Origin of the sequence: Geobacter sp. FeAm09 (assembly GCF_008330225.1) — a bacterium.
Classification (GTDB): domain Bacteria; phylum Desulfobacterota; class Desulfuromonadia; order Geobacterales; family Pseudopelobacteraceae; genus Oryzomonas.
Genome location: NZ_CP042466.1, coordinates 3,857,342 through 3,883,748, shown reverse-complemented (window position 1 = coordinate 3,883,748; position 26,407 = coordinate 3,857,342). Strand labels below are relative to the sequence as shown.

Here is a 26,407-nt window from a genome sequence, read left to right as displayed (position 1 = left end):
CATGGACGTTCGCATCTACTATGAAGACACGGATGCCGCCGGCGTGGTCTACCATGCCAGCTACCTTAAATTCTTCGAACGGGCCAGGACGGAATATTTCCGGGAGCGCGGCCTGGGAGTGGCGGAACTCGCCACGGCCGGTTTCGTTTTCCCGGTGATCAGGATGGAGATCGACTTCAAGGCGTCTGCGCTGCACGACGACCTGCTGTCCATCGTTACCCGCCCGGAGCGGGTCGGCGGCGCGTCCTTCATCGTCAGGCAACAAGCGGTGCGGCCGTCGGACGGCAGGGTCCTGGCGGAGGCGGTGGTCACGCTTGCCTGCATCAGCCCGGAACGCCGGGCGCGGCGGCTTCCCGACGAGGTCAGGCGCGTGCTGGAAGAGGGGGCGGTGCAGGGGCAATGATGATGCAACAAACCACGGATACCGCCCCTGGGCGGCGCATGGAGCGCGAGGAGGCGGTGCGGCTGCTGGAAAGCGCCGAACTGCTGGAACTGGGAAGCCGCGCCGACAGGATACGCCGCACGCTCCACCCGGAAGGGGTGGTGACGTTTGTGGTGGACCGCAACGTCAATTACACCAACATCTGCACCTCGAAATGCGCCTTTTGCGCATTCTACCGCGATGGCGGCGCGGCGGACGCCTACGTGCTCACCCAGGAGGAAATCTTCGCCAAGATCGAGGAACTGGTAAGGCTGGAGGGGACGCAACTCCTCATGCAGGGGGGGCTCAACCCGGACCTGAAGATCGGCTTTTTCGAGCAGTTGTTCCGCGAGATCAAGTCCCGGTTCCCCTCGGTGCAGAACCATTCCCTCTCCCCGGCCGAGGTGGTCAGCATCGCAAAGAGTTCGGGGCTGTCGCTGGACGAGACCCTCGGGCGGCTCCACCGGGCCGGCCTGGATTCCATACCCGGCGGCGGGGCCGAAATCCTGGTGGACGAGGTCCGCGGCGCCATCTCGCCCAACAAGATCGGCTGGCGCCAGTGGGCGGAGGTCATGTCCCGGGCCGCGGGGCTCGGCATGCCGACCACGGCCACCATGATGTTCGGCAGCCGCGAGAAGCCGGAAGACATCGTCGAGCACCTGTTCCGGGTGCGGGAGATCCAGGACCGGGGCGGCTCGTTCACCGCCTTCATCCCCTGGACCTATCAGCCGGGGAATACGGAGCTGGGGGGCGATACCGCCACCGGGGTCGAGTACCTGAAGGTGCTGGCCCTGGCCCGCATCGTGCTGGACAATATCCCCAACATCCAGGCCAGCTGGGTCACCCAGGGGGCCAAGATGGCGCAGGTCGCCCTCTTCTTCGGGGCCAACGACCTGGGGGGGACCATGCTGGAAGAAAACGTCGTTGCCGCAGCCGGTTGCAGCTTCCGCATGTCCCGGGAAGAGATGATCGACCTTATCCGCGGGGCCGGCTTCCGCGCCGCCCAGCGCACCACCACCTACCACATCGTAAAGGAGTTTCCGGCTTGACACATGCAAACCGGCAGGCCGGAACGTGCGAAATCGTCACTACCGCAGCACGCCTGAAAGAACTGGCAGACCACCTCTGCCGGCACCATGAATTGGCCGTGGACCTGGAGATGGATTCGCTCCATCACTATCGGGAGAAGGTCTGCCTGATCCAGGTCTCGACCCGGAACGAAAGCTGGCTGATCGACCCGCTGGCCGTGGAGGACCTGTCCCCCCTGGCCGCGCCCCTGGGCAGCCCCGCCATCCTGATCGTGATGCATGGCGCGGATTACGATATCCGTTCCCTGCACCGGGATTTCGGCATCGAAGTGGGAAACCTGTTCGACACCATGATCGCGGCACGCTTTCTGGGCATCAACGAGTTCGGCCTCGCCGCGCTGCTCAGGGCGCGCTTCGGCATCGAGCTGGACAAGAAATACCAGAAGGCGGACTGGAGCCAGCGGCCGCTCAGCCCGGAGATGTGCGCCTATGCCTCGGCCGATACCTCCGATCTGCTCCCCCTGTATGACCAACTGCACGGCGAGCTGGCCGGGAAAGGCCGTCTTGCCTGGCAGGAGGAGGAGTGCGCCCTGGTCTGCCGGGCCCGGGTGAGCGAAAAGGAGGGGCCGCTGTTCCTCTCCTGCAAGGGGGCGGGAAAGCTCAAAGGGCGCAGCCTGGCGACCCTGGAGGAGCTTTTGCGCTACCGCGACCGCCAGGCGCAGCAGATGGACCGTCCCCCCTTCAAGGTGATGTCGGCCGAGACGCTCCTGGAGGCGGCGGAGAAGAAGCCCCGCTCGTTGAGCGAACTTTCGGGCATCAAGGGGATGACCCCCAAGCAGCTCCATCGCCATGGCACGGCCCTGCTGGCGGCTGTTGCCGCCGCCCTGGAACTGCCCGAGGAGCGTCTGCCCCGGTTTCCGCGCACGCGGAAGGAAGACCCCGGCGAGGGGGCCAAGGAGCGGCTCAAGCGGCTCAAGTCGTGGCGTGAGCAGTCGAGTGCGGCCCTGGGGCTGGAGCCGGGGGTGATCGCTCCCAACTGGCTTCTGGAGGCGGCGGCGGATATGAACCCCGTTTCGCTCGCCGGCCTGGACGTGATCGCCGGGATGCGGGAGTGGCAAAAAGGGCTCTACGGAAAAGAATTGATCGAGGTGCTTGAAGCTGATGGACAATGAAACACGCACGGAACAACCCTACCTAAGTATCGTCGTGCCGGTCTATAACGAGGAGGGCAATCTCGCCCCCCTGATGGAGCGCCTCTATCCGGCGGTCCAGGGCGTCGGCAGGCCCTTCGAGGTCATCTTCACCAACGACGGCTCCCGTGACCGCTCCCTGGAGATCCTGCGCCGGATGGTGCAGCAGTATCCGGGGGTCAAGGTCATCGAGTTCAACGGCAACTTTGGCCAGCACATGGCCATCCTGGCGGCTTTCGAGATGTCCCGGGGAGAGATCGTCATCACCCTGGACGCCGACCTGCAGAACCCCCCCGAGGAGATCCCGCGCCTGGTGGCGGAGATCGAAAAAGGGCACGACGTGGTCGGCACCATCCGCCAGAAACGCCAGGATTCCTTCTTCAGAAAGTTCGCTTCGCGCATCGTGAACATCACCACCAACCGGATCACCGGCATGCAGATGCAGGATTACGGCTGCATGCTGCGGGCCTACCACCGTTACGTGGTGGACAATATCAACCGCTGCCGTGAATCCACCACCTTTATCCCGGCCCTGGCCCAGACCTTCGCCTCCAACCCGACGGAGATCGAGGTGGGGCATGCCGAGCGGATGGAGGGGGAGAGCAAGTATTCGTTCTACCGGCTCATCAGGCTCAATTTCGACCTGATGACCGGCTTTTCGGTGGTGCCGCTGCAGATCTTCGCGCTGTTCGGCATCAGCACCGCCCTCTTCTCCCTGGTCTTTGCCCTGTTCCTGCTGGTGCGGCGCTTCATCGTCGGGGCGGAGGTGGAGGGGGTCTTCACCCTGTTCGCCATCCTGTTCTTCTTCATCGGCATCATCATCTTCGGCATCGGCATCGTGGGCGAATACGTGGGCCGGATCTATCAGGAGGTGCGCAAACGGCCCCGATACGTGGTGCGGCGGACCTACGGCTTTGAAGAACAGGCCGGACTCTGATACGGCGGCCGCCGGCCCCGGCCGGTCCCACAATCCGGCGCAACCCGCCGCAATAGAGGAAAAACGGTGCAAGCTGACAAACTGATAATCTGCGCCTACCATAATGTAGGCTATCGTTGTATAGAGGAACTGGTGCGCCAGGGGGCGGATATCGCCCTGATCTTCACCCACGAGGACTCCCCCACGGAGGAGATCTGGTTCAAGTCGGTGCGGGAACTGGCGGAGCGCCACGGCATCCCGTACCTGACCACGGACATCTCCCTCCCGGAGAACGTGGAGCGGGTGCGGGCCATCGGGCCGGATTTCCTCTTCTCCTTCTACTACCGCACCATGATCAAACCGGCGGTGCTGGAGATCCCGAAGCGGGGGGCGTTCAACCTGCACGGCTCGTACCTCCCCAAGTACCGCGGCCGGGTGCCGGTCAACTGGGCGGTGATCAACGGCGAGAGCGAAACCGGGGCGACCCTGCACCATATGGTGGAGAAGCCCGACGCCGGGGCCATCGTGGACCAGGAGCGGGTGGAGATCGCCTTCACCGATACGGCCTTCGATGTCTTCAACAAGATTACCGATGCGGCGGCGGCGGTCATGGCCCGCGCCTGGCCGCTGCTCAGGGAGGGGAGGGCGGCGTGCCGTCCCATGAACCTGGCAGAGGGGAGCTACTTCGGCGGCCGCAAGCCCGCCGACGGCCGGATCGACTGGCAGCAAAGCGCCGTGCGCATCTATAACCTGATCCGGGGCGTAGCCCATCCCTACCCCGGCGCGTTCAGCCACCTGGCCGGCGAAAAGGTGATCATCTGGTCCGCCTGGCCGGTCGAAGGAACCGGAGAGCCGGGGCGCATCGTGTCGCACCGCCCGCTTCTGGTCGGCACCGGCGCAGGGTTGCTGGAGATCCGGTCGCTCCAGGCGGAGAACGGGGACGAGATGTCCGCAACGGAATTTATCACGGATGCACGGCAGTTTACATAACAGACTGTTGAATAACTCAGGTTGTTCAAAAATAGTCAGATCGCCGCACCCGCAGGAAGACCCGAGGAGGCGTAGCAGGCCTACTCCGCCGAAGCAGCTTTGGCTGCGAAGGCCGGACGCTACGCCGCACGAAGGGCCTTTCGAGGACGGCAGCGAGATGGCTGTTTTTCAACAACCTCTTAAGGAGAAAAAGAGCATGAAAGTATTGATCCTCGGCGTTAACGGTTTCATCGGCAACGCTCTGACCCACCGCATTCTCACCACCACCGACTGGGAGGTCCACGGCCTGGACATGGCCTGCGACAAGCTTGAGCGTTCCCTGGGCGCCCCCCGCTTCCATTTCCTGGAGGGGGACATCACCATCAACAAGGAGTGGATCGAGTACAACATCAAGAAATGCGACGTGGTGCTGCCGCTGGTCGCCATCGCCACGCCGGTGACCTACGTCAAGGACCCGCTGCGCGTCTTCGAGCTGGATTTCGAGGAAAACCTCAAGATCATCAGGCTGTGCCACAAGTACAAGAAACGGGTCATCTTCCCCTCCACCTCAGAGGTGTACGGCATGTCCCCCGACCGGGAGTTCGATGAGGACAATTCGCCCCTCATGCTGGGACCGATTGCCAAGGAACGCTGGATCTACTCCTGCGCCAAGCAGATGCTCGACCGGGTGATCTACGCCTATGGCATGCACGAGGGGCTCCGCTTCACCCTGTTCCGCCCCTTCAACTGGATCGGCCCCAAGCTGGACAGCATCCATACCGCCAAAGAGGGAAGTTCCCGGGTCCTGACCCAGTTTTTGTACGACATCCTGGCCGAAGAGCCGATCCAGCTGGTGGACGGCGGCAACCAGCGCCGCTCCTTCACCTTTATCGAAGACGGCATCGACGCCCTGATGCGGATCATCGAGAACAAGGACGGCTGCGCCGACGGCAAGATCTTCAACATCGGCAACCCGGCCAACGACCTGTCCGTCAAGGAGCTGGCCCACAAACTGCGCGACATGGTGGCCGAATTCCCGCTCTACCGGGAAAAGGCCGAGAAATGCCGCATCGTCGAGACCTCCTCCGACCAGTTCTACGGCAAGGGGTACCAGGATATGCTGACCCGCGTTCCCTCCATCCGGCGCGCCAAGGAATGCCTGGGATGGGAGCCGGTGACGAGCGCCGACGAGGCCCTGCGCAAGACCCTGGAATTCTACCTGGTGGACGAGCGGGAGAAACTGTCGGAATTTCTGTAACTCCAAAATTGCCACAGAGCCACGAAGACGCGGAGATAAAAACAATACGTATGGTGGGGCGCCTGGAATACAAACATGAAACATCATGCTTTACGTATCGTTAATGCAGAAATGAATCCGGTGAAACCTCTGTGCCTCTGTGTCTCCGTGGCAGGCGAGCAGTAAGGTGTCCGACCGTCGGGGTTTCACGCTGTTGGAGCTGGTGGTGGTGCTGGCGGTCATCGGCATGGTGATGGCGCTGGTGATCCCGCGCCTGCCCACTACGGAGGGCGAGGATCTGAAAACCTCGGCGCGGACCCTGGCCTCGACGCTGCGCTACCTCCAGGACCGGGCGGCCACCACCGGGATCGTCTACTACCTGCGCCTGGAGCCGGGCACGGACACGGTCAAGGTCCTGCAGGCGGCGGGCGACGGGAGCGAAATGGAGCCGACCGACCCCTTCCTGCAACAACGCCCCACCAAGGAAGGTGTGGTGGTGGCGGACGTGGTCATCCCGCGCCTGGGCAAACTGAACGACGGCCAGGTGCGGCTCGACATCGGCGCCGGCGGCCTGCGCGATTTCGTCACCATCCACCTGCGCTCGGCGGGCGGCGCTTTCTGGACGGTCATGGGCTTCCCCTCCAGCGGCAAGGTCAAGATTTACCAAGGCTACCAGGAAGACGCACTATGAGAGGATTTACCCTGCTGGAGGTAATGGTGGCCCTGGCCATCATGGCCAGCGTCATCCTGACGGTGCTGGGGGCGGTCAACTACCACCTGACGATCATTACCAACGAACGGGACAGCACCGCCCTGACGCTTCTGGCGCGGGCCAAGATGGCAGAACTGCTGCAACAGAAAAGCCAGGGGCAGACGCTCTCCGAGAAGAGCGAAGGGACCCTGGCCCCGGCCCACCCGGAACTCTCCTGGCGGGCCGAAGTCACGGCCACCGACCTGTCCGTGCTCCAGAAACTGGTGGTGCGGGTATGGCGGACCGGCGACAAACGGGAGGTGGCGCTTGAGTGCTATCTCACGCAATAAGGGCTTCACCCTCCTGGAAGTGCTGATCGCCGTGGTCCTGCTGGGCATCCTCACCGCCGCCCTCTACGGGAGCTACTTCACGGTGCTGCGTGCCCGGGAGCGCTCGGCGGAGGGCATGGAGGCGCGGCGCGAACTGGGGAACACCCTGGACCTCCTGCGGCGGGAGATCGGCTCCGCCCTCTACAAGAGCACGGACAAGAAACTCAAATTCATCGTCGAAGACCGGGACAGCTTCGGCCGTCCCGCCTCCAACCTGGAACTGACCACCCTGGCGCCCCCCTCCACCCTGAGCACGGCCCAGAAGGAATCGGGCACCATCGACGTCCAGTACCGCATGGTGGAACAGGAGAACCAGCGCCTGCTCCTGACCCGCAAGGAACAGGACGTCCTGCTGGACACGGCCACCACGGTGCCCGCCTACCCGCAGATGGAACGGATCAGCTCCTTCCTGGTGGAATGCAGCAGCGACGGCGGCACCACCTGGGTGAAGAGTTGGGACACGACCCTGAACGGCAAACTGCCGAAACTGGTGCGCATCACGGTCCAGGTGGAGGAAGAGGGGGCGCTGGTGGCGTTTACCGTCTATACGGCCCCCCGGGTGGGTGGCACGTGAGAGGCGAAAAGGGCTTTGCCCTGGTCCTGACCCTGGTGGTCACCGCCCTGATGGTGGCCGCCGCCGTGGAACTGATCCACCAGGTATACGTGGACACGTCGCTCAACCGCAGCTTCCGCGACGGCCAGCAGGCCTCGATCCTGGCGGAATCGAGCGCCTATGGCGGCATGGCCCTGCTCAAGACGCTGCTGGCGAAACAAAGCTACACCTCGCTGTCGGACACCTGGGCCCTGCCGTTCAAAATGGATGACGAGATCGGGCGCATCGAGATCATCACCACCGAGGAGAGCGGCAAGATCAACCTCAACGCGCTGGTCCAGTCGAACAACGTGATCAACGACGACACCCTGGCGGTCCTGAAACGGCTGGGTGCGCAACTGGACATCCCGGAAAGCGCGTGGAACGCCCTGGCGGACTGGCTGGACAACGACGACGTGCCCCGCTCGGGCGGCGCCGAGACCACCTACTACAAGAGCCTGAGCCCGTCCTACGCGGCGCGCAACGGCAGTCTGGCGACGGTGAACGAACTGTCGCTGGTCAAGGGCTTCACGGCGGACGTGGTCAACAAGCTCAAACCGTTCGTGACCGTCTATCCCAACAAGGCCGGGGGCCTCGGCACCAGCGTGGCCGTCAACGTGAACACCGCGCCCAAAGAGGTGCTCATGGCGCTGGACAGCAGCATCACCGCGAGCGTGGCGGAGCGGATCATGGAGGAACGGCGCCTGACGCCATTCAAGGCCATCGGTGAGCTGTCCCGGGTTGACAGCCGGTTGGCCGCGTCCCTGGCCAAGACCGGGAAGGTCCAGGGTAAGGTATTCAGGATCACGGCCAAGGGATTCGTCAAGGAGGCGGCCCGCACCGTCGAGGCCGTGGTCAACGTGGACGGCACGACGGAGATCCTCTCGTGGCAGGAGTTCTGATGCCGGCCGGCCGCACTGCCGCGCCTGCTGCACCCTGCGCCCCAGCCCTTCCGGTGCCGGCGGGGATGCCGCTTGTCCCTTGCGTCGTCAACCCGAGTACGGCGATTGCCGCTCCAGGAGCCCATGGCCATACCGACTGACATCCAAAGCCAGGTGTACAACCTGCTCTCCCAGGCCTCCAACCTCTCGTTCGTCAGCGCCGAGCAGGAGGCGGGGGCGCGGGTCAGCTTCGTCCCGGGCCAGCAGGTGAGCGCCGAGGTGCTGACGACGCTGCCGAACAACCTGACCCAGGTGCGGATCGGCACGGAACGCTTCAACCTGGCGCTGCCCATGACGGTCCGTTCGGGGCAGACCCTGGAGATGACCTTCGTTGCCGGGGAGCCGCGCTCGACCTTCGCCGTGGCCCGCCAGGGCGTCGCCGCCCCGCCGGTCAGCCTCTCGGATGCGTCCCGGCTGCTGAGCCTCCTGGTCGGCAGCGAGGAGATCGTCGATCCGAATCTTCGGGCCTCGCTTCTGAGCATCAGCGACATGCTGCGGCGTTCGCCGGGGGAGGCGGGCGTCCTGGCCAATCTGATGGACGAGGCGCTCACCTACGGGGCGGCCCGCGAGGGTGACGCAGCGCCCACCCTTCTGCCGGATGTCCCGCTCCAGCAGGGGCGCGCCGGGCAGCAAGGGGGGCACCGACCGCCGGACAGGGGGCGGTCCCCGAACAGGCCCGCCTGTCGTCCTTCGAGGCCAATGCGGCCCAGATCCTCCAGAATGTCGCCCGCAATTCCCGTTTCGACCTGACCGAGGCGGCCAACCAACCGGTAACCCCGCTCCCCCTCATGCCGGGGGAAGAGGTCGATGCCGCGGTGCTCGGCACCCTGCCCGGCGGCCGGGTGTTCGTCCAGCTCGCGGGGACGTCCTTGGAACTGATGATTCCCCGGGCGGTCCAGACCGGGGACATCCTCCGCCTGACCTTCATCACCTCCGACCCCCGGCCGCTGTTCGCGCTGCAACGGGCCGCCGCCGGGGTTCCCAGTTCCCTCAGCGAGGCGGGCCGGTGGCTGAGCGCCCTGGAGCACAGCGAAGGGGGCGCGTCGGCGCAGCAGATGTACGTGCTGGAGCGGTTGAACACGGTGTTGAAAAGCCTGCCGCCGGACTCCCCGGCCTTTACCGCCATTCAGGACGAGGCCATCACCTACCAGACGGTGGCGCGCGGCCGCCCGGCCGTGGACCAGCAGCCGGCCCAACCGGGGGGCGCATCCCAGGCGGGCGCGGCCGCCGTGCTGAACCCGCAGCCCTCCCTGCAGCCCGGCAGCGGCATCGTCCTCAGCGACGACATGGCCAAACTGCTCCAGGCGCTGATCAAGGGGAACCGCCTGGCGCTCCTCGAGGCCATCAACCAGCAGGCCGCCGGTGCCGGTCTTTTCCCGGGCCAGCAGGTGAAAGGCGAGATCATGACCTCCCTGGGCGGGGGGCGCTTCATGGTGCAGGTGGCCGGCCAGGCCATGGAATTCATGCTGCCCAAGGGAATCAAACGGGGCGACATGGTGACACTCTTCTTCGTCGCCGACGATCCGCAGCCCACCTTCCTGATGACCCGCTTCGGCAAGCCCGGCGATGCGCGGGTCAGCGAAACCGGCAGGTGGCTGAGCGGTTTTCTCGGCGCCGCGGGCGAGCAGATGGCGGCCCGGGAAACCCTGGGAATTTTGAGAACCCTGCTCTCCGAACCACCGAGCGATGCCTCCCGGGTGAGCCGGCTTTTGCAGCAGGGGTTGCGGGAAGGGGGCCTGTTTTACGAATCCCACCTGGCGCGCTGGTTCGGCGGCGACTATCCTCTGGAGGACATTTTGCGGGAGCCCCAGGGACGGTTGTCCTCTCTCCACCGCCCGCCCGGGCCGGAGGCGGGCAACCCGGCGGCGCCCGACATGGGGCTGGCCGGGTTGAAGGGTGGCGCCATGGAGGCCATGGAGGCTGCGCTCAAGAAGGCCGGCACCGCCATGGCCCATGAGGGGGTCGTGGACCAACAGGCCCTGCCGGTGGTCAAGGAGCAATTGGCGGCGCTGCAGAGCGGGCAGGTCCTCTTCCGCGGAGATCTGATGCCGGGCCAGCAACTGGAGTGGTCGGTGCGGGAGCGGGAAGCGCACCGCAACGAGTCCGGAGAACAGACGCGCTCCTGGGAAACGTCGCTCACCCTGGAGATGCCGAAACTGGGGCAGGTCACGGCCAGCCTGAAGCTCGACGGCACCAGGGTGAGCATCGAGCTGAACGCCGCGCTGCCGGACTCTGCGGAGTTTCTGACGGCCGGCATACCGCGCCTTGCCGAACAGCTTGAGGCGTCCGGGCTTACCCCCTCGGAGATCGGCGTGACCCATGAAATCCCGTAAGGACGAAGAGCGCCGCGCTGCAGCCCTGACCTACAAGCAGGGCTATTACGCCCCGGTGGTCGTCGCCAGGGGCAAGGGGGTGATGGCCGAGGCGATCATCGCCTGCGCGCGCGAAGCGGGGGTCTATGTCCATGAGTCGCCGGAATTGGTCAACCTGCTGATGCAGGTGGACACCGATGCGTTCATCCCGCCGGAATTGTACCGCGCCGTGGCCGAGGTGCTGGTGTGGCTGTACGGAATCGAGCAGGAACGGCAGTGAAAGATAGTTTTTCATACCGAGGAGGAAACATGCAGATCAAATTCGGCACCGACGGCTGGCGCGGGGTCATTGCCCGTGATTTCACCTTCGACAACCTGTCCCTGGTGGCCCAGGCCACCATGGATTATCTCAACCGCGACGGCTTGGGCGACAAAGGGCTGGTAATCGGTTATGACCGGCGTTTTCTTTCCCGCGATTTCGCCCGGCGCGTGGCCGAGGTGGCGGCCGGAAACGGCATCCGGGTCCGCCTGACCGACGGCTATGCGCCCACGCCGGCCGTGTCGTGGGCGGTTCGCGAGTCGGGTGCCGCAGGGGGCGTCATGATCACGGCGAGCCACAACCCGCCGGAATACAATGGGTTCAAGGTCAAGGAGGCATTCGGCGGCTCGGCCCGCCCCGCCACCACGAAGGTGCTGGAGGAGATCGTTGCCTTCAATGCGGCCAACGATCGCCGCGTGGTGGCTATCCCCTTCGACGAGGCCCTGGAGAAGGGGCTCATCGAGATATTCGACCCCTGCGAGGGGTATTTCCGCCAGATCGGCCGCTACGTAGACCTGGAACTGATCGCCAGGGCCGGCATCCCGGTCGTGGTCGATCCGATGTACGGCGCCGGGTCGGGTTTTCTCCCCCGCCTGCTGGCCGGGGTCCACGAGATCCACAACAGCGAGAATCCTTCCTTCGGGGGGCAGCCTCCCGAGCCGATCGGCGAACATCTCGCGGAACTCTCGGCGCTCCTCAAGGGGGGGCATACCGGGTCGGGCTGGCTTTGGACGGTGACGCCGACCGGATCGGGGCGGTGGACGAAAACGGCGATTTCTTCTCGTCCCACTGCATCTTTACCGTTATCCTGCGCCATCTCATCGAGCACAAACAGTTGCGGGGCGGCGTGGTCAAGACCGTTTCCACGACCCGCATGGTGGACCTGCTGGCTCGGAAATACGACCTGCCGCTGTTTGAAACCCCCATCGGCTTCAAGCATATCTGCGAGCTGATGCTGGCGGAGGATATCCTCATGGGTGGCGAGGAGTCGGGCGGCCTGGGCGTCAAGGGACACATCCCGGAACGGGACGGCATCCTGCTCGGGCTCTTGCTTCTGGAGGCCATGGCGGTCAGCGGCAAAGGTTTGCGCCAGCTGCTTGACGAAACCATGGAGGAGATCGGGCACTTCTCCTATCGCCGGATCGACCGGCGTATCGGGAACGACGCCAAGGAACGGCTCATTGCCCGCCTGAAATCGGCCCCGCCGGCCGAGATCGACGGCCGTCGGGTGGCCACCGCCAACTTCAGCGACGGTTTCAAGTTCATCTTCGAGAACGGCGACTGGCTCCTGATCCGTCCTTCGGGCACCGAACCGGTCCTGCGGCTCTACAGCGAGGCCGGGACCCGGGAACAGGTGGACCGGTTGCTGCGTGCGGCGGAGGTCCTGGCGGCGATTTGAGGCACAACCGCCGGCCCGAACGCCCTGCGCGCGACGCGGAAAAAATATACGATATAAAATTAATAACTTGACATATCGCCAGATTATTTTTTATATCAGTGAACCACAATTGCAAATCGGCCATCAGAGGGCAAAGCATGGGCAACCGTGTGACGCAAAGCCACCTGTCCAATACTGTCTTGGAAAGAGGGGTTATAAGATCGGTTCTCGGTTCATGATGAAGAGCCTACTGCGGTTATCTGGGTAGGCTTTCTTCATTGTGCACGTCCTGCCGCCGCGGAATGCCGCAACCCCATTTCCAAGATTAGAAACATGATAAAATTTGGATGAATTTTATCGTTTTTATGGTATTAAGTTCCCACGTGCACATTCACGTAATTTCTAAGCCCAACGGGATACTTGAAAGAGGAGGATTACTGGCATGGCGAATATACTCATCGTTGACGATTCTTCCACAATGCGCAAGATCATTTCGCGTTCGCTTCGGCAGGCCGGCTTGGCGGTCGATGAAATATACGAGGCCGGCGACGGCATTGAAGGGCTGAGCGTGCTGGCCTCCGGCAAGCCGGTTACGCTGATCCTCTCCGACATCAATATGCCCAACATGGACGGCCTGGAGTTCATCAAGCAGGTCAGGGCCAACGGCAACACCGTCCCGATCGTCATGATCACCACGGAGGGGGGCGAAGAGATCCTCAAGGAAGCCATCGCGAGCGGTGCCAGCGACAGCATCAAAAAGCCCTTTACGCCCGAGCAGTTGCAGGAAAAACTGGGGGGGCTGATATGAGCCTTAACGCCGACATCGCCGGCACTGCCAGGTTTACGGAAGAGCAGCTTGCCCGGTACGTCATCGATGCCACCAAGGACGTCTTCTCCACCATGGTCATGATGGACCCGGAGGACGACTATCCCCTCAAGGACCCGATTCATCGCTTTCAATGCAGCATCACCGGTATGGTGGGGTTTGCGGGCATCTATTCGGGGGTGATCTCCATCCACTGCCCGGTCGCCCTGGCCCTGCAGATCACCTCCAGCATGCTGGGCATGGAATGCGAGGAGGCCAACGAGGACTTGAACGACGCCATCGGTGAAATAGCCAATATGCTGGGGGGAAGCGTAAAGCAGGTGCTTTCCAAGGGAGGGATGGACGTCAAGCTCTCGATCCCCACGGTTATTTCCGGCGAAGATTATACCGTCAATTCACTCTCCGACATCGACTGTGTCGTTATCCCGTTCAAAGTCAACGACAACAGGTTTCTCGTCGGGCTCACCCTCAAGAAAGAAGACTGACAACGCTTTGCGGGCGCAGGCGTAACCGTTGCGGCCCAATGCTTGATCGCGAACCGGAAGATAGCCTCTGATGGATGGATATACCACGCTACATGAGATGTTGGCCTCTGCCCTGAAGCAGGCTGGTGAGGAAAGCGGCATGCTTTTGGGGCAGGAGCTCGCCATTGCCCTCTCTGATTCTCTCACTACCAGCAAGACTTCCTACTTCGGCGGCCTCGAGGATGCCTGCTTCGTGATCGGCGTCGAGTCGCGGGAGGCCTACACCGGGCAGTTTTACCTGCTGTTCTCCCTGCGCGACGCCATCGTGATGAGCAGCATCCTGCTGGGTATCCCGCCGGCACGCATCCAGGAGAAGAAGCGTCTCTGCATCATCGAAAGCGATGACATCGATGCCTTTGCCGAGATTGCCAATATGATCAACGGGGCGTTCAACACCGTTTTTCAGGGCAGCCTTCCCAACAAGGTGCATCTGAAATTGCTTTCGCCCAAAAAGTTCATCCCCGAAATCGATGAATTGAGCGAAAACGAGCCGCTTCCCGAAGGCGACTACCTAATGTTCCGCTCGAAGCTGGAGATGCCGGACCAGGAGTTGAACTATCTGGACGTGCTCATCCCCGTCGGCCTGGGCAACCAGTTCGACCCTCCCAGCGAGGAACCGCCCGCGCCCCCCGTCGAGGAGGAGCCCCCCGCGCCCGCCGAGGTGGGGGATGCCGCGGTGCCGCCGCAAGCCAAGGCCGGCGAGGGGGTCGCCCCCTCCCCCGAAGAGGAGCCCGGCTCGGCAGAGGCCGGGATCGACAGCGTCGTGGTGCTGGAGGATGACAACGACGCACGCCACCAGATGGTGACGGCGGCTGCTGTGACCGGTTACCAAGTGGTTGAGGGGACGCTCAATGCCGACATCAAGGAGCTCTTCTCCGGCCGCAACGTGCGGCTGGTGCTGATCGGTTCGCAGGATGCGAACGACCACGAGCTGGCGGTCTGCATCAAGGTCAATGCCATCCGCCAGAACTCCCCGCCGCCGATCATCATGAGCGCTCAGCGCTGGACCCGGACGGCCGTCCTGAAGGCATTGAAATACGGAGCCCGGGAGATTATCATCAAGCCCTGCAGCGAAGAGGAACTGGTCGCCAAGGTGCGCAGGTTCTGCAAACCGCCGGTGCAGTGACGGTCCGTGACGGTCGGGGGGATGCCAGTATGTTGTCTTATCGGTACGGCATAGGTGCGCTGACGCGCGGCGTGATGGTGGCGAAAGCGGCCCTGCCGCTGGCATTGGCGGCCGTTTGTGCCGTTGCGGCGCTGCTTCCGGCGCCGGCCCAGGCCTCCATCCCCAACCGGGTCTTTCGGGTCGATATCCGTCCCAAGCAGGGGTATACCCGCATCATCCTGCGCCTCAAGGACAACCCGCAGTTTTCCGTCGTGTCGCTGCCCGGCAACCGGTTGCGGCTCACGCTCCAGGACACGGACGGCCCCCTTTTCCACAAGTATCGGCGCTATTCGGATACCAGCATCGGCGGCTTGCTGTTCTCCCGGCGTGGGACGGACCTCCGGGTTACGTTTCAGGCGGCTCCCGGGACGGGATGGCGCGATGCGACGGTGGACGGCACCTGCGCCATTGCCCTGGATGTGGGCAAGAAGTTCACCCCGGCGCCTCCCCGCCTGTTCATTGCCGGCCGTGAGAGAATCTGGAACGGCGTGGAGAAGCTGGTGCGGGATTTCGATCCGCCGCTGAAAACGGATATCCCCTTTGTGCCGACCGACCGGCAGATTTTGAAGAATATCCTCAGCGACAGCGACCAGCAGGCCTTTATGGCGGCCGAGGCGGCGCTCTACAAGGGGCCCCTGACCGAAGCCGAGGACGCCTTCACCCAGTTTGCCGGGCGGCAGAGCGCGGTGAGGCCGCTGGCGCTCTACCGGCTTGGCGAGACGTGGTACAAGCTGCAAAAGTACCCCCAGGCCCTGGCCGCCTTTCGCGAAGCCGAAAAGATCTGGCCGGCGTTTCTGACCTTCAATCCGAGCGTCACGTTTTATTACGGGGACAGTATCGCCCGCAGCGGAGACCTGGCCGGTGCCCGGGTGCTCCTTGCCCGCCTGATCGCCCGGCTTGCCGACAAGAAGTACGCCCCGACCCTGCTGGTGCGCCTGGCCGATATCCTGACGCGCCAGGGGCACGACCGGGAAGCCCTGGCCATCTACCGCACGGTTGCCGACAACTTCCCGGACAACAAGGCCAATCAGATGGCGCAGTTGCGTCTGGCCGACCGCGATTTTCTCCGCACCTCCCCGTGGGACTACCAGCGCCTGAGCGATCTTTACCTGAACATCTCGCGCCAGAGCAGCGATGTGGATATGCGCGAGGAGGCCCTGTTCAAACATGTCCTGCTCCATGCCATTCATGGTGAGGCGTCCGACGCCCTGCAGCAGGTCGTTTCGTTCCAGAAGCGGTTCCCGCGCGGGGTCTATGTCACCGTGTGCCGGACCATCCGGGAGGTGCTGGTTGCCCAGGTGTACCACGAAAACAACTGGGGCAAGGACGCTCCGGGGCTGATCAGGTTTGTGGAGGAGCACCAGGACTACCTGGCCGCCTGCATGGAGGCGCCCGATTTCCTCCCGAATGTGGCCAAGGCCTACGACGAGGCGGGCCGGCCCATCGAATTGATCAAATTTTTCAGTACCCTCCTGGACCACCAATGGGTGGGGGCCAATGCACCCTATCTCTATGAGGAGATAGCTTCCAATGCGGATCTCCTGGGGGACAGCGTCCTGGCCGAGAAGACCCTGCGCAGCTTTTTGCGCAAATACCCCACCCATCCCCGGGCGCGGCTCATGCTGGAGCGCTTGGGCGGGGTGTATTTCCTGGGGGGAAAATATCAGGAGGCCCGGGACACCCTGTTGTGGCTGCTCAACAAGAAGGAGCACGCCCAGAGGAGCGAGAGCTACTACTATCTCGGCCGTTCCCTGTGGGAACAGAAGGGGACCGTCCAGGCCGGCAAGGCCATGGATCTCTATATTGCCGCTGCCGGCCGGGATGCGAAGGATGTCCACCTGCTGCCCGACGCCTACTACGTGGCGGCCTCGGCGCGCCTGGCGGCGGGAGACCGCAAGGGGGCCCTGCGCATACTTGACGCCGGCATAAAGCTGCCCGATAACGAGCGCAACGACGAATTTCTCTACAAGGCGGGGGAGATCACCGCCCAGGAGGGGAAGAAGCAGGTTGCCCGTTCCTATTTCGAGCAAGTGGTGAAAAAGGGCAAGGACGATGACTGGAAAAGGCTGGCGCAACAGGCCATCGAGTCGTTGGACCTGGGGAGTGCCAAGCGGTAGGCGTCGAAGTGCCGGGGCTGTCAAGAATCAGACCTAGTCAAAAAACCGACACGAATTGTGACAAAATTGTGCATGGCGGCTTTTGCCTGACGATGATATAAAAGATGGCATTTCCCGCAGGCCAGGCGCCCTTTTGCCGTAGGCTGCAAGCTGGGTACGCTTTTTGCAAAAAATTCCAGTCGTTCGCGATCTGTCAGGGAGGTTTACAGCATGCCGGTTACCGGAATTTTTGGCACGACGATTGACGTGCTGAGCAAAAGCATTGATCTGCGGACCAAAAGCCAAAACCTGATTTCGTCCAATATCGCCAATGCGGAAACCCCCAATTACATCCCCAAATCGCTCGATTTCGAGCAGGAATTACAGGAAGCGGTCAAAAACGGCAGCAGGGGAACGCCGGCAATCACCCATCCGCGGCATCTGCCGCTGCGGGGGGGCGGCACGGGGCTCCAGTCCGTGACCGGCCAGGTTGTGGAAACCCCCGCCAAGACCCCCGGCAACGACGGCAATGCGGTGGAGTTGGAGAACGAGATGGGCAGAATGGTGGAAAACCAGATCATGTACAACGCCTCGGTCCAGATGCTCGCGAAGAAATTCGAGGGGCTGCGTACGGCGATCAAGGGAGGTAACTGATGGATTTTTTCAGTTCCATGAATATCAGCTCCTCGGCCCTTACGGCTGAGCGGACCAGGATGAACCTGATCTCCAGCAATCTGGCCAATGCCTCATCGACCCGGACTTCCGAGGGGGGCCCCTATAAGCGCAAGGATGCGGTCTTTTCCGCGACCCCCGTGGAGAGCCGTTTCAACCGGGCTCTGAACAGTGCTGCCGGCCAACAGACCCGCCAGGTGGAGGTCTCCGAGATCGTCGAGGACCAGAATCCCCCGCGCATGCAGTACGACCCCGGCCATCCCGACGCCAACGCCCAGGGGTATGTGGCCATGCCCAACGTGAACGTGGTGGAGGAGATGGCCGACATGATCACCGCAAGCCGCAGTTATGAGGCCAACGTGACGGCTGTTCAGGCAGCCAAGAGCATGGCCCTTAAGACGCTTGAAATCAGCAAGTAGTTTTCCGGCCTGGCCTGCGCACCCCATGTGCGTGGCGGGTTGAACCTTCGGGAGGTTTCGTGTGGATGTAAAAGGTATAGAAAGCGGCCTCGGCCTCGGTGCGGCATTCCCGGGGACCAGCGGGGTGAAATCGGCGTCTGCGCCCGAAGGGGCCGGAAAATTTTTCAGCGAACTCGTCTCCAAGGTCAATGACCTGCAGACCCAGTCCGACCAGGCCATCCAGGGGCTTGCCACCGGTGAGAACAAAAACCTCCACGAGGTCATGATCACCATGGAAAAGGCCAGCATCTCCTTCCAGTTTCTGGCCCAGGTGCGCAACAAGGCCGTGGAGGCCTACCAGGAAGTGATGCGCATGCAGGTATAGGGCGTTAGCCCTCGACTCGCCGTGGAGCAGCAGTTGCAGAGAGACCCCGTTTCCCATATGCACCCGAAAGGATGTTAGCGTTCTACATGCCCGAAGGATTCCAAAGACTTATAGAGCCTTTCATGGCGTTGTCCCCCGGCAAGCGCATGCTCATCGCCGGCATTGCGCTGCTGTCGGCGCTGGCCTTCGCCGTGCTGATCTTTGTCGTCAACCGTACCGACTATAAGCCGCTCTTCACCAACCTGACTGCGGAAGACGCGGGGGAAATCGTAAAAAAACTGAAGGACGCCAAGACCCCGTATCAGATCACGGCGGACGGCAAGGGAATCCTCGTCCCGGCCGAAAAGGTCTACGAGATGCGGCTTTCCCTGGCGTCCGAGGGATTGCCCCAGGGGGGCGGCGTCGGTTTCGAGATCTTCGACCGCAAGAATTTCGGCATGACCGAGTTCGTCCAGAAGCTCAACTACCAGCGTGCCCTCCAGGGGGAGCTTTCCCGTACCATCTCCCAGCTCGCCGGCGTGGAGCAGGCCCGCGTCCACCTGGTGATGCCGGAGAAATCGCTCTTCAAGGAGAATGAAAAGCCCGCCACCGCCTCCATCGTGCTCAAGATGAAATCGAGCCGTTCCCTGAGCGACAACGAGGTCCAGGGGGTGGTACACCTGGTCGCCTCTTCCATCGAAGGGATGGACCCCGAACATGTCACGGTCCTGGACAGCCGGGGCAAGATCCTCAGCAAGGGGGGGAGCAGCGACCCGGCGGCCCGCATGACCGCGTCCATGCAGGATACCCAGCGCGCCTACGAGAAGAACGTGGAAGAGCGCATCCAATCGCTGCTGGACCGTATCGTCGGATCGGGCAAGACGGTGGCGCGGGCCACGGCAACCTTCGACTTCAAGCAGGTGGAGCGGGTTGACGAGAAGTTCGACCCGGAGACCATCGCCGTCAGAAGCGAGCAGCGCACCGAGGAGAAGGGCGCGTCCACCACCGCCATCGCCGGGGTCCCCGGCGTCCAGACCAACCTGGGCAAAACCGCCCCGAAACCGGCTACGGCTTCCGGCGGCGGCTCCAAGAACGACGAGACCCTCAATTACGAAGTAAGCCGATCCACCTCCAAGACCATCGAGCCGGTGGGGACCTTGAGCAAGTTGTCCGTTGCCGTCCTGGTGGACGGCAAGTACGAGACACCCGCAGCCGTCAAGGACGGCCAGGTGGCCAAGGCCAAATACGTCCCCCGTTCGCCCGACGAGTTGCAGAAGATCGATGCCCTGGTCAAGAGCGCCATCGGTTTCAATGCCGAGCGGGGGGACCAGTTGAGCATCCAGAACATCCCGTTTCAGGACATGGGCGATGCCGGCGCCGCCGAAACGTCCTCCTGGTGGAGCAGCCCCTTCTTCATGGCGCTCTACAAGAACCTGCTGATCGGCCTGGCCTTCCTGGCCATGGTCCTGTTCGTCATCAGGCCGCTGCTCAAATCGCTCAAGGTGATAAAACAGCCGGCGTTCGAGTCGTTTGAGCCGATCGGCGAGGTGCCCGACAAGCTCTCGTCCGCCGAAAAGGCCCAGATAGCCATGCAGGTGGCCGAACAGCAGAATCTCATCGAAACCGCCAAAAAGGATCCCTACCAGGTCGCCCAGATACTGCAGAACTGGTTGGGGGAAGAGAACAACTAAAACCATGCAGAGAGACGAACGGGTGCATTCATGACGGGGTCCATGTCGGGGTCTGAAAAAGCTGCCATCCTGCTGCTCTACCTTGGTAACGAGGTTACCAGCAAGGTGTTCGAGCATATGGATGACGACGAGATAAAGAAGATCAGCAAGAGCATGGCCCACCTGGGGCATGTGCCGCGCAGCACCATCATGCAGGTGGTGGAGGACTTCACCGAGGTCATCAACCCCGAGGCCGGGATCTTCTCCCAGGGTGAGGAATTCGTCCGCAAGATTCTGGAAAAGGCCCTGGGGCCGGTCAAGGCCGATATGCTCATGGAGGAGCTGCAGGCCTCCAGTTACGGCGACCTGGTGGATATCCTGGGCAACATGGATTCCAAGAGTATCGCCAACTTCCTGTCCCAGGAACATCCCCAGACCGTCGCGGTCATCCTGGCCAAGCTGAAATCCAAACAGACCAGCGAGATCATCAGCCTGCTCCCCCAGGAGTTGCAGGCCGAAGTCGTGTTGCGGATTGCCGACGTGGAGCAGGTCTCCCCGGACATCCTCCAGGAGATCGACGACGTCATCCGGCGGGAGATCAAGTCCATGGGTGGCGTCCAGCGCTACAAGGTGGGCGGTGTCGAGAAGGTCGTGGACATGTTCAACCACTTCGACCGGAGCAAGGAAAAGCAGATCCTCGACAAGCTGGACGTGCTCAGCCCGCCCCTGGCCGAGATCATCCGCAAGCACCTGTTCACCTTCGAAGACATCTTCAAGCTGGACGACCGCAGCATCCAGGCGATCATGCGCGAGGTTTCCAACGACACCCTGACCCTGGCCATGAAGACGTCCGCGGACGAGGTCAAGGACAAGATCTTCAAGAACATCTCCAGCCGCGCGGCGGAAATGATCAAGGAGGACCTGGAGGTCATGGGCCCGGTGCGGCTCTCGGATGTGGACAAGGCCCAGTCGGAGATCATCAAGGTCGTGCGCAAGATGGAGGAAGAAGGCAAGATCGTGCTGGCCGGCCGCGGGGGAGACGATGTCCTCGTCTAAGATCTTCAAATCCGCGCAAACGGAAGGGATCGTGGTCACCGAGTACGCCTTCGGTCAGGTCGGCCAGGCGAGCGGCGGCGTCCAGGAGACCGGCTTCATCCCCATGGGGATCTTCGACTCGTCGGAGATCACCAGGGCACAGGCCGCCCCGCCCCCGGAAGAGGCGGCTCCGGCGGTTGTGGAACCCGCCGGGGTGGTCCTGACCGAGGAAGAGCTGGACCAGCAACTTCGCGATGCCTTCAACAGCGGCCTCCAGGAGGGAAAGAACCTGGCCGAACGCGGCCTGGTCAACGTCTTCCGCTCGCTCAGGACCGCGGCCGAGGGGATTCGCGATCTGCGGGAAAAGGTCATGCGGGAGTCGGAGGAAGAGCTCCTCAAGCTCATCGTCATGGTTGCCCGCAAGGTGATCCTGCGGGAAGTGAAGACGGACCGCTCCATCCTCGAACATATGGTCCAGACGGCGATTGCCGGGCTCTCCGAGCGCGACATGATCACGGTGCGCCTGCACCCTGACGATCATGCGATGATTACCAGCGGCCATGGGGATTTTTTCCAGCAGGAGCTGAAGAGCGACCGGATGAACTTCAAGGCCGATGCTGCCGTTTTGCCGGGCAACTGCCTGATCGACACCGAGATGGGCACTATCGATGCCAGCGTCGATGGCCAGCTCGACGAGATCTACCGCCGGCTGCTCGAGGAGCGGAGCCAGGCCCCGGCTCCCGGCGCCTGAGGCCGGGGAGAGCATGTCGCACCTCAACCTGAAGAGATACCGAACGGCGCTGGAGTCCGTCAAACCGGTCAAGCTGCACGGCAAGGTCACCCAGGTCGTCGGGCTGGTGATCGAGGGGTATTGCCCGGATACCTCGGTGGGGGCCATCTGCGAGATCAGGCCCCAGAGCGGCGAGCCTATCCCGGCGGAGGTGGTCGGCTTCCGCAACAACAAGACCCTCCTGATGCCGTTGGGGGAGTTGCGGGGGGTGGGGTTGGACAGCCTCATCTCCGTCCGGCGGGAAAACGCCTCGCTGGGCGTGGGGCCGCTGATGCTGGGCCGGGTGATCGATGGGCTCGGCAACCCCATAGACGACAAGGGGCCGATCAGGGTGGAGGAGGAATACCCGATCTACGCAACGCCGGTCAACCCCATGACGCGGCCCCCCATCAGGAAGCCGCTCGACCTGGGCATCCGCAGCATCAACGGGCTCCTGACCTGCGGCCAGGGGCAGCGGGTCGGCATCATGGCCGGTTCCGGGGTCGGGAAATCGACACTGTTGGGGATGATTGCCCGCTATACGGAAGCGGATGTCAACGTGATCGCCCTGATCGGCGAGCGGGGGCGCGAGCTCCGGGAGTTCATCGAGAAGGACCTCCAGGAGCAGGGGCTCAAAAAAACGGTGGTGGTGGTCGCCACCTCGGATCAGCCGCCGCTGGTCCGCATGCGGGGCGCCTACATCGCCACCACCATTGCCGAATATTTTCAGAAACAGGGCAAGAAGGTGTTGCTGATGATGGACTCGGCCACCCGTTTTGCCATGGCCATGCGCGAAGTCGGCCTGGCTATCGGCGAGCCGCCGACCACCAAGGGCTACACGCCGTCGGTCTTTGCCGCCCTGCCCAAGCTGCTGGAGCGCACCGGCAATTTCCCCGACGGGAGCATCACCGGCCTGTACACCGTGCTGGTAGAGGGGGACGACTTCAACGAGCCGATCTCGGACGCCATGCGCAGCATCCTGGATGGTCATATCGTCCTCTCGCGGAGCCTGGCGGCGCGCAACATCTACCCTCCCATCGATGTGCTGGCCAGCGCCAGCAGGGTCATGGCGGATGTGGCCAGCCGCGAGCACCTGGACTTGGCCGGCAAGTTCAAGGAGGCCCTGGCAACCTACCGCCAGTCCGAGGACCTCATCAACATCGGGGCCTACAAGGCGGGCAGCAACCCCGGTATAGATTATGCTGTAGCACGCCATGACGGCATGGTGACCTACCTCAAGCAGGCCGTCCAGGACCCGGTGTCCATGTTCGATGCAGTTCAGGGGCTCAAGAAGCTTTTCGAGGCCTGAACGGCAGACCGAGGTGAGCGTTGTGAAAGGCAATGGCTTCAAACTGGAGCAGGTGCTCAACTACCGCTGCGAGATCGAAAAGATGCGCAAGCAGGAGTTTGCCACCGCCAAGCGGGAGTTCGAGCACGCAGGGGACCGGCTCAGGCGGGAGAAAGAGCGTGTGGCAAACCTCGCCGAGGAATTCAGCCACCGCCAGGGCGAACTGGAAAGCATCCAGGAGATGCGCATGTACGCCGACTTCTTCGCCCGCAAGCGCGAAGACATCAAGCATCAAAAGGAACGGCTCGACCAGCTCGGCACCATCATGAACGATCGGCGGGATTTCCTGCTGGATGCGACCAAGGACAAAAAGGTGCTGGAATCGCTCAAAGAACAGAAGGCGAAAGAGTTCAAACAGATGATGGATCAGAAGGAACAGGCGTTTTTGGACGAAATATCCATCCAGAAAAAGGGGCCCAAGCCGTGATGTCCCGTCCGGTCAGATTATTGACGGCGGCCATCGTCACGACCGGTCTGGCCATGGGGCTGCTGCCCCCCGTGGCCGGGGCCGAGAGCGGGGGCGCCGCCAGGAGAGGAGCAGCGGCGGGCAAAGAATCCGCGCAGGAGCAGCCGTTCAACGCCTCCCGTGCCGCCCGCGAGGAAAAGGCCATCCAGGACGCGCGCCGCCAGCAGTTGGCGGTAAAAGAGTCCGCGCTGGCCGCCAAGGAACAGGAGCTGAAAAAGCTCAGCGCCAAGCTCGAAGCCCAGGTGAAGGCCCTGGAGGAGAGCAAAAAGAGGGTCGATGAGAGCATGAAGGTGCGCTCCACGGCCCAGAAAAAACAGCAGGACGAAAAGGTGCAGAAGATGGTCAAACTGTTCAAGACCCTGCGGGGCGAACAGGCCGGCCAATTCATCGACAGCTTGCACGAAGACCTGGCCCTGACGCTCTTGAGCCGGTTGGACACGAAGACGGTGGCGAAACTGGCCCCCTTCATCAACCAGCCGCGGGTCGTCAAGTGGATCAGCGAAAATCTTCGGGGAAAATAGAGAATCGGCTTTTATGGGCATGTAACTGTCCCTGCCTGTAAAAAATCTTTCGGGAAAGGAGGTGAGACAAAAATGGATACAGGACAGATGAGTATGATGCCGGCGAGTGCCGGTGCGCCAGCGCTGGCCGGTGTGCCGTTTTCCTCCCCCGCGGCCGGACTGCCGGAGGCGGGTGAACAGGCGGGCGGTCAATTTATCGGAGTGCTGCAAGGAATGACGGCCCAGAAGGCGCCCCAGGGGGCGGTTGGGCCAGCCGCCGGCAAAGACGCTACGGCGTCGGAGAAGGAGGACGAGGCCACAGCAGCGACGGCCGTGCAGGATGGCATGTCCGGGTTGATGGCGGGCTTGCTGAGTGCGCTGGAGATGACCGCCAAGCCCCAGGCAGCGGGCACGGTGCCCGATGTCGCGGTGCCGACGGCCGGCGCTTCGGACACGAAGTCACAGGATGTGGCGCTGGATGCGGACGGGGTGCAGTCGGCCCTGCTGGTTCAGATGAGCGGCAGCAGAATGCTGCAAGCCGACGGCACGACAGCACAGCAGACGCTTGCTGCGCTGGTGGCGGAAGTCGGCACGACAACGGGCGCTGCCCGGTCGGTCGTGGCGCTTCAGATGGACGGCAGCAGAATGCTGCAGGCCGATGGCACGACAGCACAGCAGACGCTTGCTGCGCTGATGCAGGAAATTTCCGCCGCAACCGATGGCGACGGAACCCCGGCAACACCGGCCGCGGGGGTGGACGGCGGGCAGAAGCCGGCCGGAAACGAAACGGCAGCCACTGCCGACCAGGCCGTTCTGGCGAAGGAGAGCCTGTTGCAAGGTCTTGCCGCCTTGGTGGGTGTCTCCCGGCAGGAGGCATCGGTTACGGAGCCGGTGGCAGTCCAGCCGGTAGTGATGGCGGCAGAGCAGAACACTCTGACGGTGACAGCCGGTGCCGTTTCCACAGAACGTGGTCAAGCGCCGAGCGAGCAGAAAAGAAGTGCCGGCGAGGCGGCATTCTCCCGTGCCGGTTCGAGCAGCACACCGGGGACGGTCTCCGCAGAGGTCATGGCGGTACATTCCTCTCCAGCCCCGGTGAACGGAGAACAGCAGCAGGCAGTGATCCTGCCCCGCTCCGCCTCCCTTGAGGCCGCGCTGGCAGGGGACCCCGCCCAGAAGGACGGCAGCACGGCGGAGCTGGCCCAAACAGCTTCACCGGCACCAGTGGCGCAGAATGCGCAGACAGCGGGAACCCTCCCGGCTTCCGCAGGGAAGGCCCCACTGAATACCCGTTTGGAAGAGGCCGCTCTCGTTGACCCGGCAACGGTTTCCCCGGATGGGCACCTGCCGGACCAAGCGGCGGCAATCACCGACACCCGCACCAGCCGCATGGGCGAAGGAACGCGCTCGATTCAGGCGGGAGTTGTGTCCGAGGCCGGGAAAAAGAGTGCGGAGCTTGGCGGGGACACCCTCCAGACCCGCGTTGAGCGTGGCGTGGTGGCAAAGGCCGTGGAAAGTGCCGTGAATGACGTGGCACAATCGGCCGGCGACGCACCGACCGGCGACGAGTTCAGCGGCGGCGAACAAGGTGCGGCGGACCAGTTCACGAACGGTCAGGTTCACACCACCCCGGCACACCAGCAGGGGAAGATTGAAGGCGTAAGCGTAGCAAGCACAAACAGCGTTGCGACTCCGGTTCAAACCAACGGGCAGCGGTCCGAGCTTTCCGACCAGATCATGCAGCAGGTCAAGGACCGTCTCGTGAATCACGAGGTCAAAACGGGCACCGACCAGATCGTTCTGAAGCTTTCGCCGGAAAACCTCGGCGACCTGAAGGTTAATCTGAGTATGGACGGGCAACGTCTGAAGGTCGAGATCGTTGCGGAAAACCGCATGGTGCGTGACGCCCTGCTGCAAAATACCGACTCGCTCAAGGAGTCGCTGGCGCGGCAGAACATCAGCATGGAGTCCTTCGACGTGACGACCGGCGGTCGTGGAGCCGGCAACCCCGGCCAGGGGCAGCAGCAGGATGCCTGGCGCGAATTTGCCCAGCAAAAGCAGCAGAACGCCTGGCTGGCGTCAGGCGGCTACCGTCTGCCGGATGCTGCGGCAACGGCGGCAGCAAGCCGGCTGGCGTACCAGGCACCATCCCAGCACACGATGGTGGACCTTCATTTCTAAAAGAAAGAGAGGT

The 26,407-nt window shown here is 63.0% G+C and carries 27 protein-coding genes, 1 pseudogene and 1 riboswitch; all 28 genes and pseudogenes read left to right on the top strand.

Annotated features, from left to right (window positions below):
• The first annotated feature begins 1 nt into the window (after position 1).
• The 28 genes and pseudogenes from FO488_RS18265 to FO488_RS18130 all read left to right on the top strand — a co-directional run bounded on the left by FO488_RS18265 (position 2) and on the right by FO488_RS18130 (position 26,394).
• Entirely contained in the window at positions 2–403 is a 402-nt protein-coding gene (locus FO488_RS18265) for a thioesterase family protein (protein WP_149211872.1), read from the top strand.
• The gene (mqnC, locus tag FO488_RS18260; protein ID WP_149211871.1) at positions 400–1,470 is read left to right on the top strand and encodes a cyclic dehypoxanthinyl futalosine synthase; all 1,071 of its coding nucleotides are present in this window, start codon (positions 400–402) and stop codon (positions 1,468–1,470) included. Before FO488_RS18265 ends, mqnC begins: the two co-directional genes overlap by 4 nt.
• Complete coding sequence (locus FO488_RS18255) at positions 1,467–2,621, top strand: ribonuclease D (RefSeq protein WP_149211870.1); 1,155 nt, start codon at positions 1,467–1,469, stop codon at positions 2,619–2,621. Before mqnC ends, FO488_RS18255 begins: the two co-directional genes overlap by 4 nt.
• A complete protein-coding gene (locus FO488_RS18250; RefSeq protein WP_149211869.1) occupies positions 2,611–3,576 on the top strand; it encodes a glycosyltransferase in 966 nt (321 codons plus the stop codon). The genes FO488_RS18255 and FO488_RS18250 overlap by 11 nt, the downstream gene beginning before the upstream one ends.
• A 66-nt stretch (positions 3,577–3,642) precedes the next feature.
• Entirely contained in the window at positions 3,643–4,545 is a 903-nt protein-coding gene (locus FO488_RS18245; protein ID WP_149211868.1) for a formyltransferase, read from the top strand.
• Between the two features lie 196 nt (positions 4,546–4,741).
• Positions 4,742–5,782 (top strand): bifunctional UDP-4-keto-pentose/UDP-xylose synthase, encoded by a 1,041-nt coding sequence (locus FO488_RS18240; protein WP_149211867.1) that lies wholly within the window; start codon positions 4,742–4,744, stop codon positions 5,780–5,782.
• Between the two features lie 166 nt (positions 5,783–5,948).
• Complete coding sequence (locus FO488_RS18235) at positions 5,949–6,452, top strand: prepilin-type N-terminal cleavage/methylation domain-containing protein (protein ID WP_168206098.1); 504 nt, start codon at positions 5,949–5,951, stop codon at positions 6,450–6,452.
• Entirely contained in the window at positions 6,449–6,802 is a 354-nt protein-coding gene (gene gspI, locus FO488_RS18230; protein WP_149211865.1) for a type II secretion system minor pseudopilin GspI, read from the top strand. The genes FO488_RS18235 and gspI overlap by 4 nt, the downstream gene beginning before the upstream one ends.
• The gene (locus FO488_RS18225) at positions 6,780–7,415 is read left to right on the top strand and encodes a type II secretion system protein GspJ (RefSeq protein ID WP_149211864.1); all 636 of its coding nucleotides are present in this window, start codon (positions 6,780–6,782) and stop codon (positions 7,413–7,415) included. The genes gspI and FO488_RS18225 overlap by 23 nt, the downstream gene beginning before the upstream one ends.
• On the top strand, positions 7,412–8,335 hold the full coding sequence (gene gspK, locus FO488_RS18220; protein ID WP_149211863.1) for a type II secretion system minor pseudopilin GspK: 924 nt from the start codon (positions 7,412–7,414) through the stop codon (positions 8,333–8,335). The genes FO488_RS18225 and gspK overlap by 4 nt, the downstream gene beginning before the upstream one ends.
• A gap of 123 nt (positions 8,336–8,458) precedes the next feature.
• Entirely contained in the window at positions 8,459–9,124 is a 666-nt protein-coding gene (locus tag FO488_RS18215) for a hypothetical protein (protein ID WP_149211862.1), read from the top strand.
• Between the two features lie 38 nt (positions 9,125–9,162).
• Positions 9,163–10,707: a flagellar hook-length control protein FliK gene (locus tag FO488_RS18210; RefSeq protein ID WP_149211861.1), complete on the top strand. Its 1,545-nt coding sequence runs from the start codon at positions 9,163–9,165 to the stop codon at positions 10,705–10,707.
• Positions 10,694–10,966, top strand: coding sequence for an EscU/YscU/HrcU family type III secretion system export apparatus switch protein (locus FO488_RS18205; RefSeq protein ID WP_149211860.1), 273 nt, complete (start codon positions 10,694–10,696; stop codon positions 10,964–10,966). Before FO488_RS18210 ends, FO488_RS18205 begins: the two co-directional genes overlap by 14 nt.
• 29 nt (positions 10,967–10,995) lie before the next feature.
• A pseudogene (locus tag FO488_RS18200) lies at positions 10,996–12,404 on the top strand (phosphoglucomutase/phosphomannomutase family protein).
• A gap of 119 nt (positions 12,405–12,523) precedes the next feature.
• Positions 12,524–12,604: riboswitch (cyclic di-GMP riboswitch) on the top strand.
• Between the two features lie 221 nt (positions 12,605–12,825).
• Positions 12,826–13,191: a response regulator gene (locus FO488_RS18195; RefSeq protein WP_149211859.1), complete on the top strand. Its 366-nt coding sequence runs from the start codon at positions 12,826–12,828 to the stop codon at positions 13,189–13,191.
• Positions 13,188–13,694, top strand: a complete 507-nt coding sequence (locus FO488_RS18190) for a chemotaxis protein CheX (protein WP_149211858.1) — start codon at positions 13,188–13,190, stop codon at positions 13,692–13,694. Before FO488_RS18195 ends, FO488_RS18190 begins: the two co-directional genes overlap by 4 nt.
• Positions 13,695–13,764: 70 nt before the next feature.
• Positions 13,765–14,859, top strand: a complete 1,095-nt coding sequence (locus FO488_RS18185) for a response regulator transcription factor (RefSeq protein ID WP_149211857.1) — start codon at positions 13,765–13,767, stop codon at positions 14,857–14,859.
• 29 nt (positions 14,860–14,888) lie between these two features.
• On the top strand, positions 14,889–17,015 hold the full coding sequence (locus FO488_RS18180) for a tetratricopeptide repeat protein (protein ID WP_149211856.1): 2,127 nt from the start codon (positions 14,889–14,891) through the stop codon (positions 17,013–17,015).
• 210 nt (positions 17,016–17,225) lie between these two features.
• On the top strand, positions 17,226–17,648 hold the full coding sequence (flgB, locus tag FO488_RS18175) for a flagellar basal body rod protein FlgB (protein ID WP_149211855.1): 423 nt from the start codon (positions 17,226–17,228) through the stop codon (positions 17,646–17,648).
• Positions 17,648–18,085: a flagellar basal body rod protein FlgC gene (gene flgC, locus FO488_RS18170; protein WP_149211854.1), complete on the top strand. Its 438-nt coding sequence runs from the start codon at positions 17,648–17,650 to the stop codon at positions 18,083–18,085. Before flgB ends, flgC begins: the two co-directional genes overlap by 1 nt.
• Positions 18,086–18,146: 61 nt before the next feature.
• Entirely contained in the window at positions 18,147–18,449 is a 303-nt protein-coding gene (gene fliE / locus FO488_RS18165; protein WP_149211853.1) for a flagellar hook-basal body complex protein FliE, read from the top strand.
• Positions 18,450–18,535: 86 nt separating this feature from the next.
• The gene (fliF, locus tag FO488_RS18160; RefSeq protein ID WP_149211852.1) at positions 18,536–20,119 is read left to right on the top strand and encodes a flagellar basal-body MS-ring/collar protein FliF; all 1,584 of its coding nucleotides are present in this window, start codon (positions 18,536–18,538) and stop codon (positions 20,117–20,119) included.
• 42 nt (positions 20,120–20,161) lie between these two features.
• On the top strand, positions 20,162–21,154 hold the full coding sequence (gene fliG / locus FO488_RS18155) for a flagellar motor switch protein FliG (protein ID WP_149211851.1): 993 nt from the start codon (positions 20,162–20,164) through the stop codon (positions 21,152–21,154).
• Positions 21,141–21,884 carry a FliH/SctL family protein gene (locus tag FO488_RS18150; RefSeq protein WP_149211850.1) on the top strand — a complete coding sequence of 248 codons (744 nt, stop codon included), beginning with the start codon at positions 21,141–21,143 and terminating at the stop codon, positions 21,882–21,884. Before fliG ends, FO488_RS18150 begins: the two co-directional genes overlap by 14 nt.
• A gap of 13 nt (positions 21,885–21,897) precedes the next feature.
• Positions 21,898–23,211: a FliI/YscN family ATPase gene (locus FO488_RS18145; protein WP_149211849.1), complete on the top strand. Its 1,314-nt coding sequence runs from the start codon at positions 21,898–21,900 to the stop codon at positions 23,209–23,211.
• Between the two features lie 22 nt (positions 23,212–23,233).
• A complete protein-coding gene (gene fliJ / locus FO488_RS18140; protein ID WP_240732047.1) occupies positions 23,234–23,677 on the top strand; it encodes a flagellar export protein FliJ in 444 nt (147 codons plus the stop codon).
• Positions 23,677–24,237, top strand: coding sequence for a hypothetical protein (locus FO488_RS18135; RefSeq protein ID WP_205743304.1), 561 nt, complete (start codon positions 23,677–23,679; stop codon positions 24,235–24,237). Before fliJ ends, FO488_RS18135 begins: the two co-directional genes overlap by 1 nt.
• Positions 24,238–24,330: 93 nt before the next feature.
• Positions 24,331–26,394 (top strand): flagellar hook-length control protein FliK, encoded by a 2,064-nt coding sequence (locus FO488_RS18130; RefSeq protein ID WP_168206097.1) that lies wholly within the window; start codon positions 24,331–24,333, stop codon positions 26,392–26,394.
• Positions 26,395–26,407: the final 13 nt, after the last annotated feature.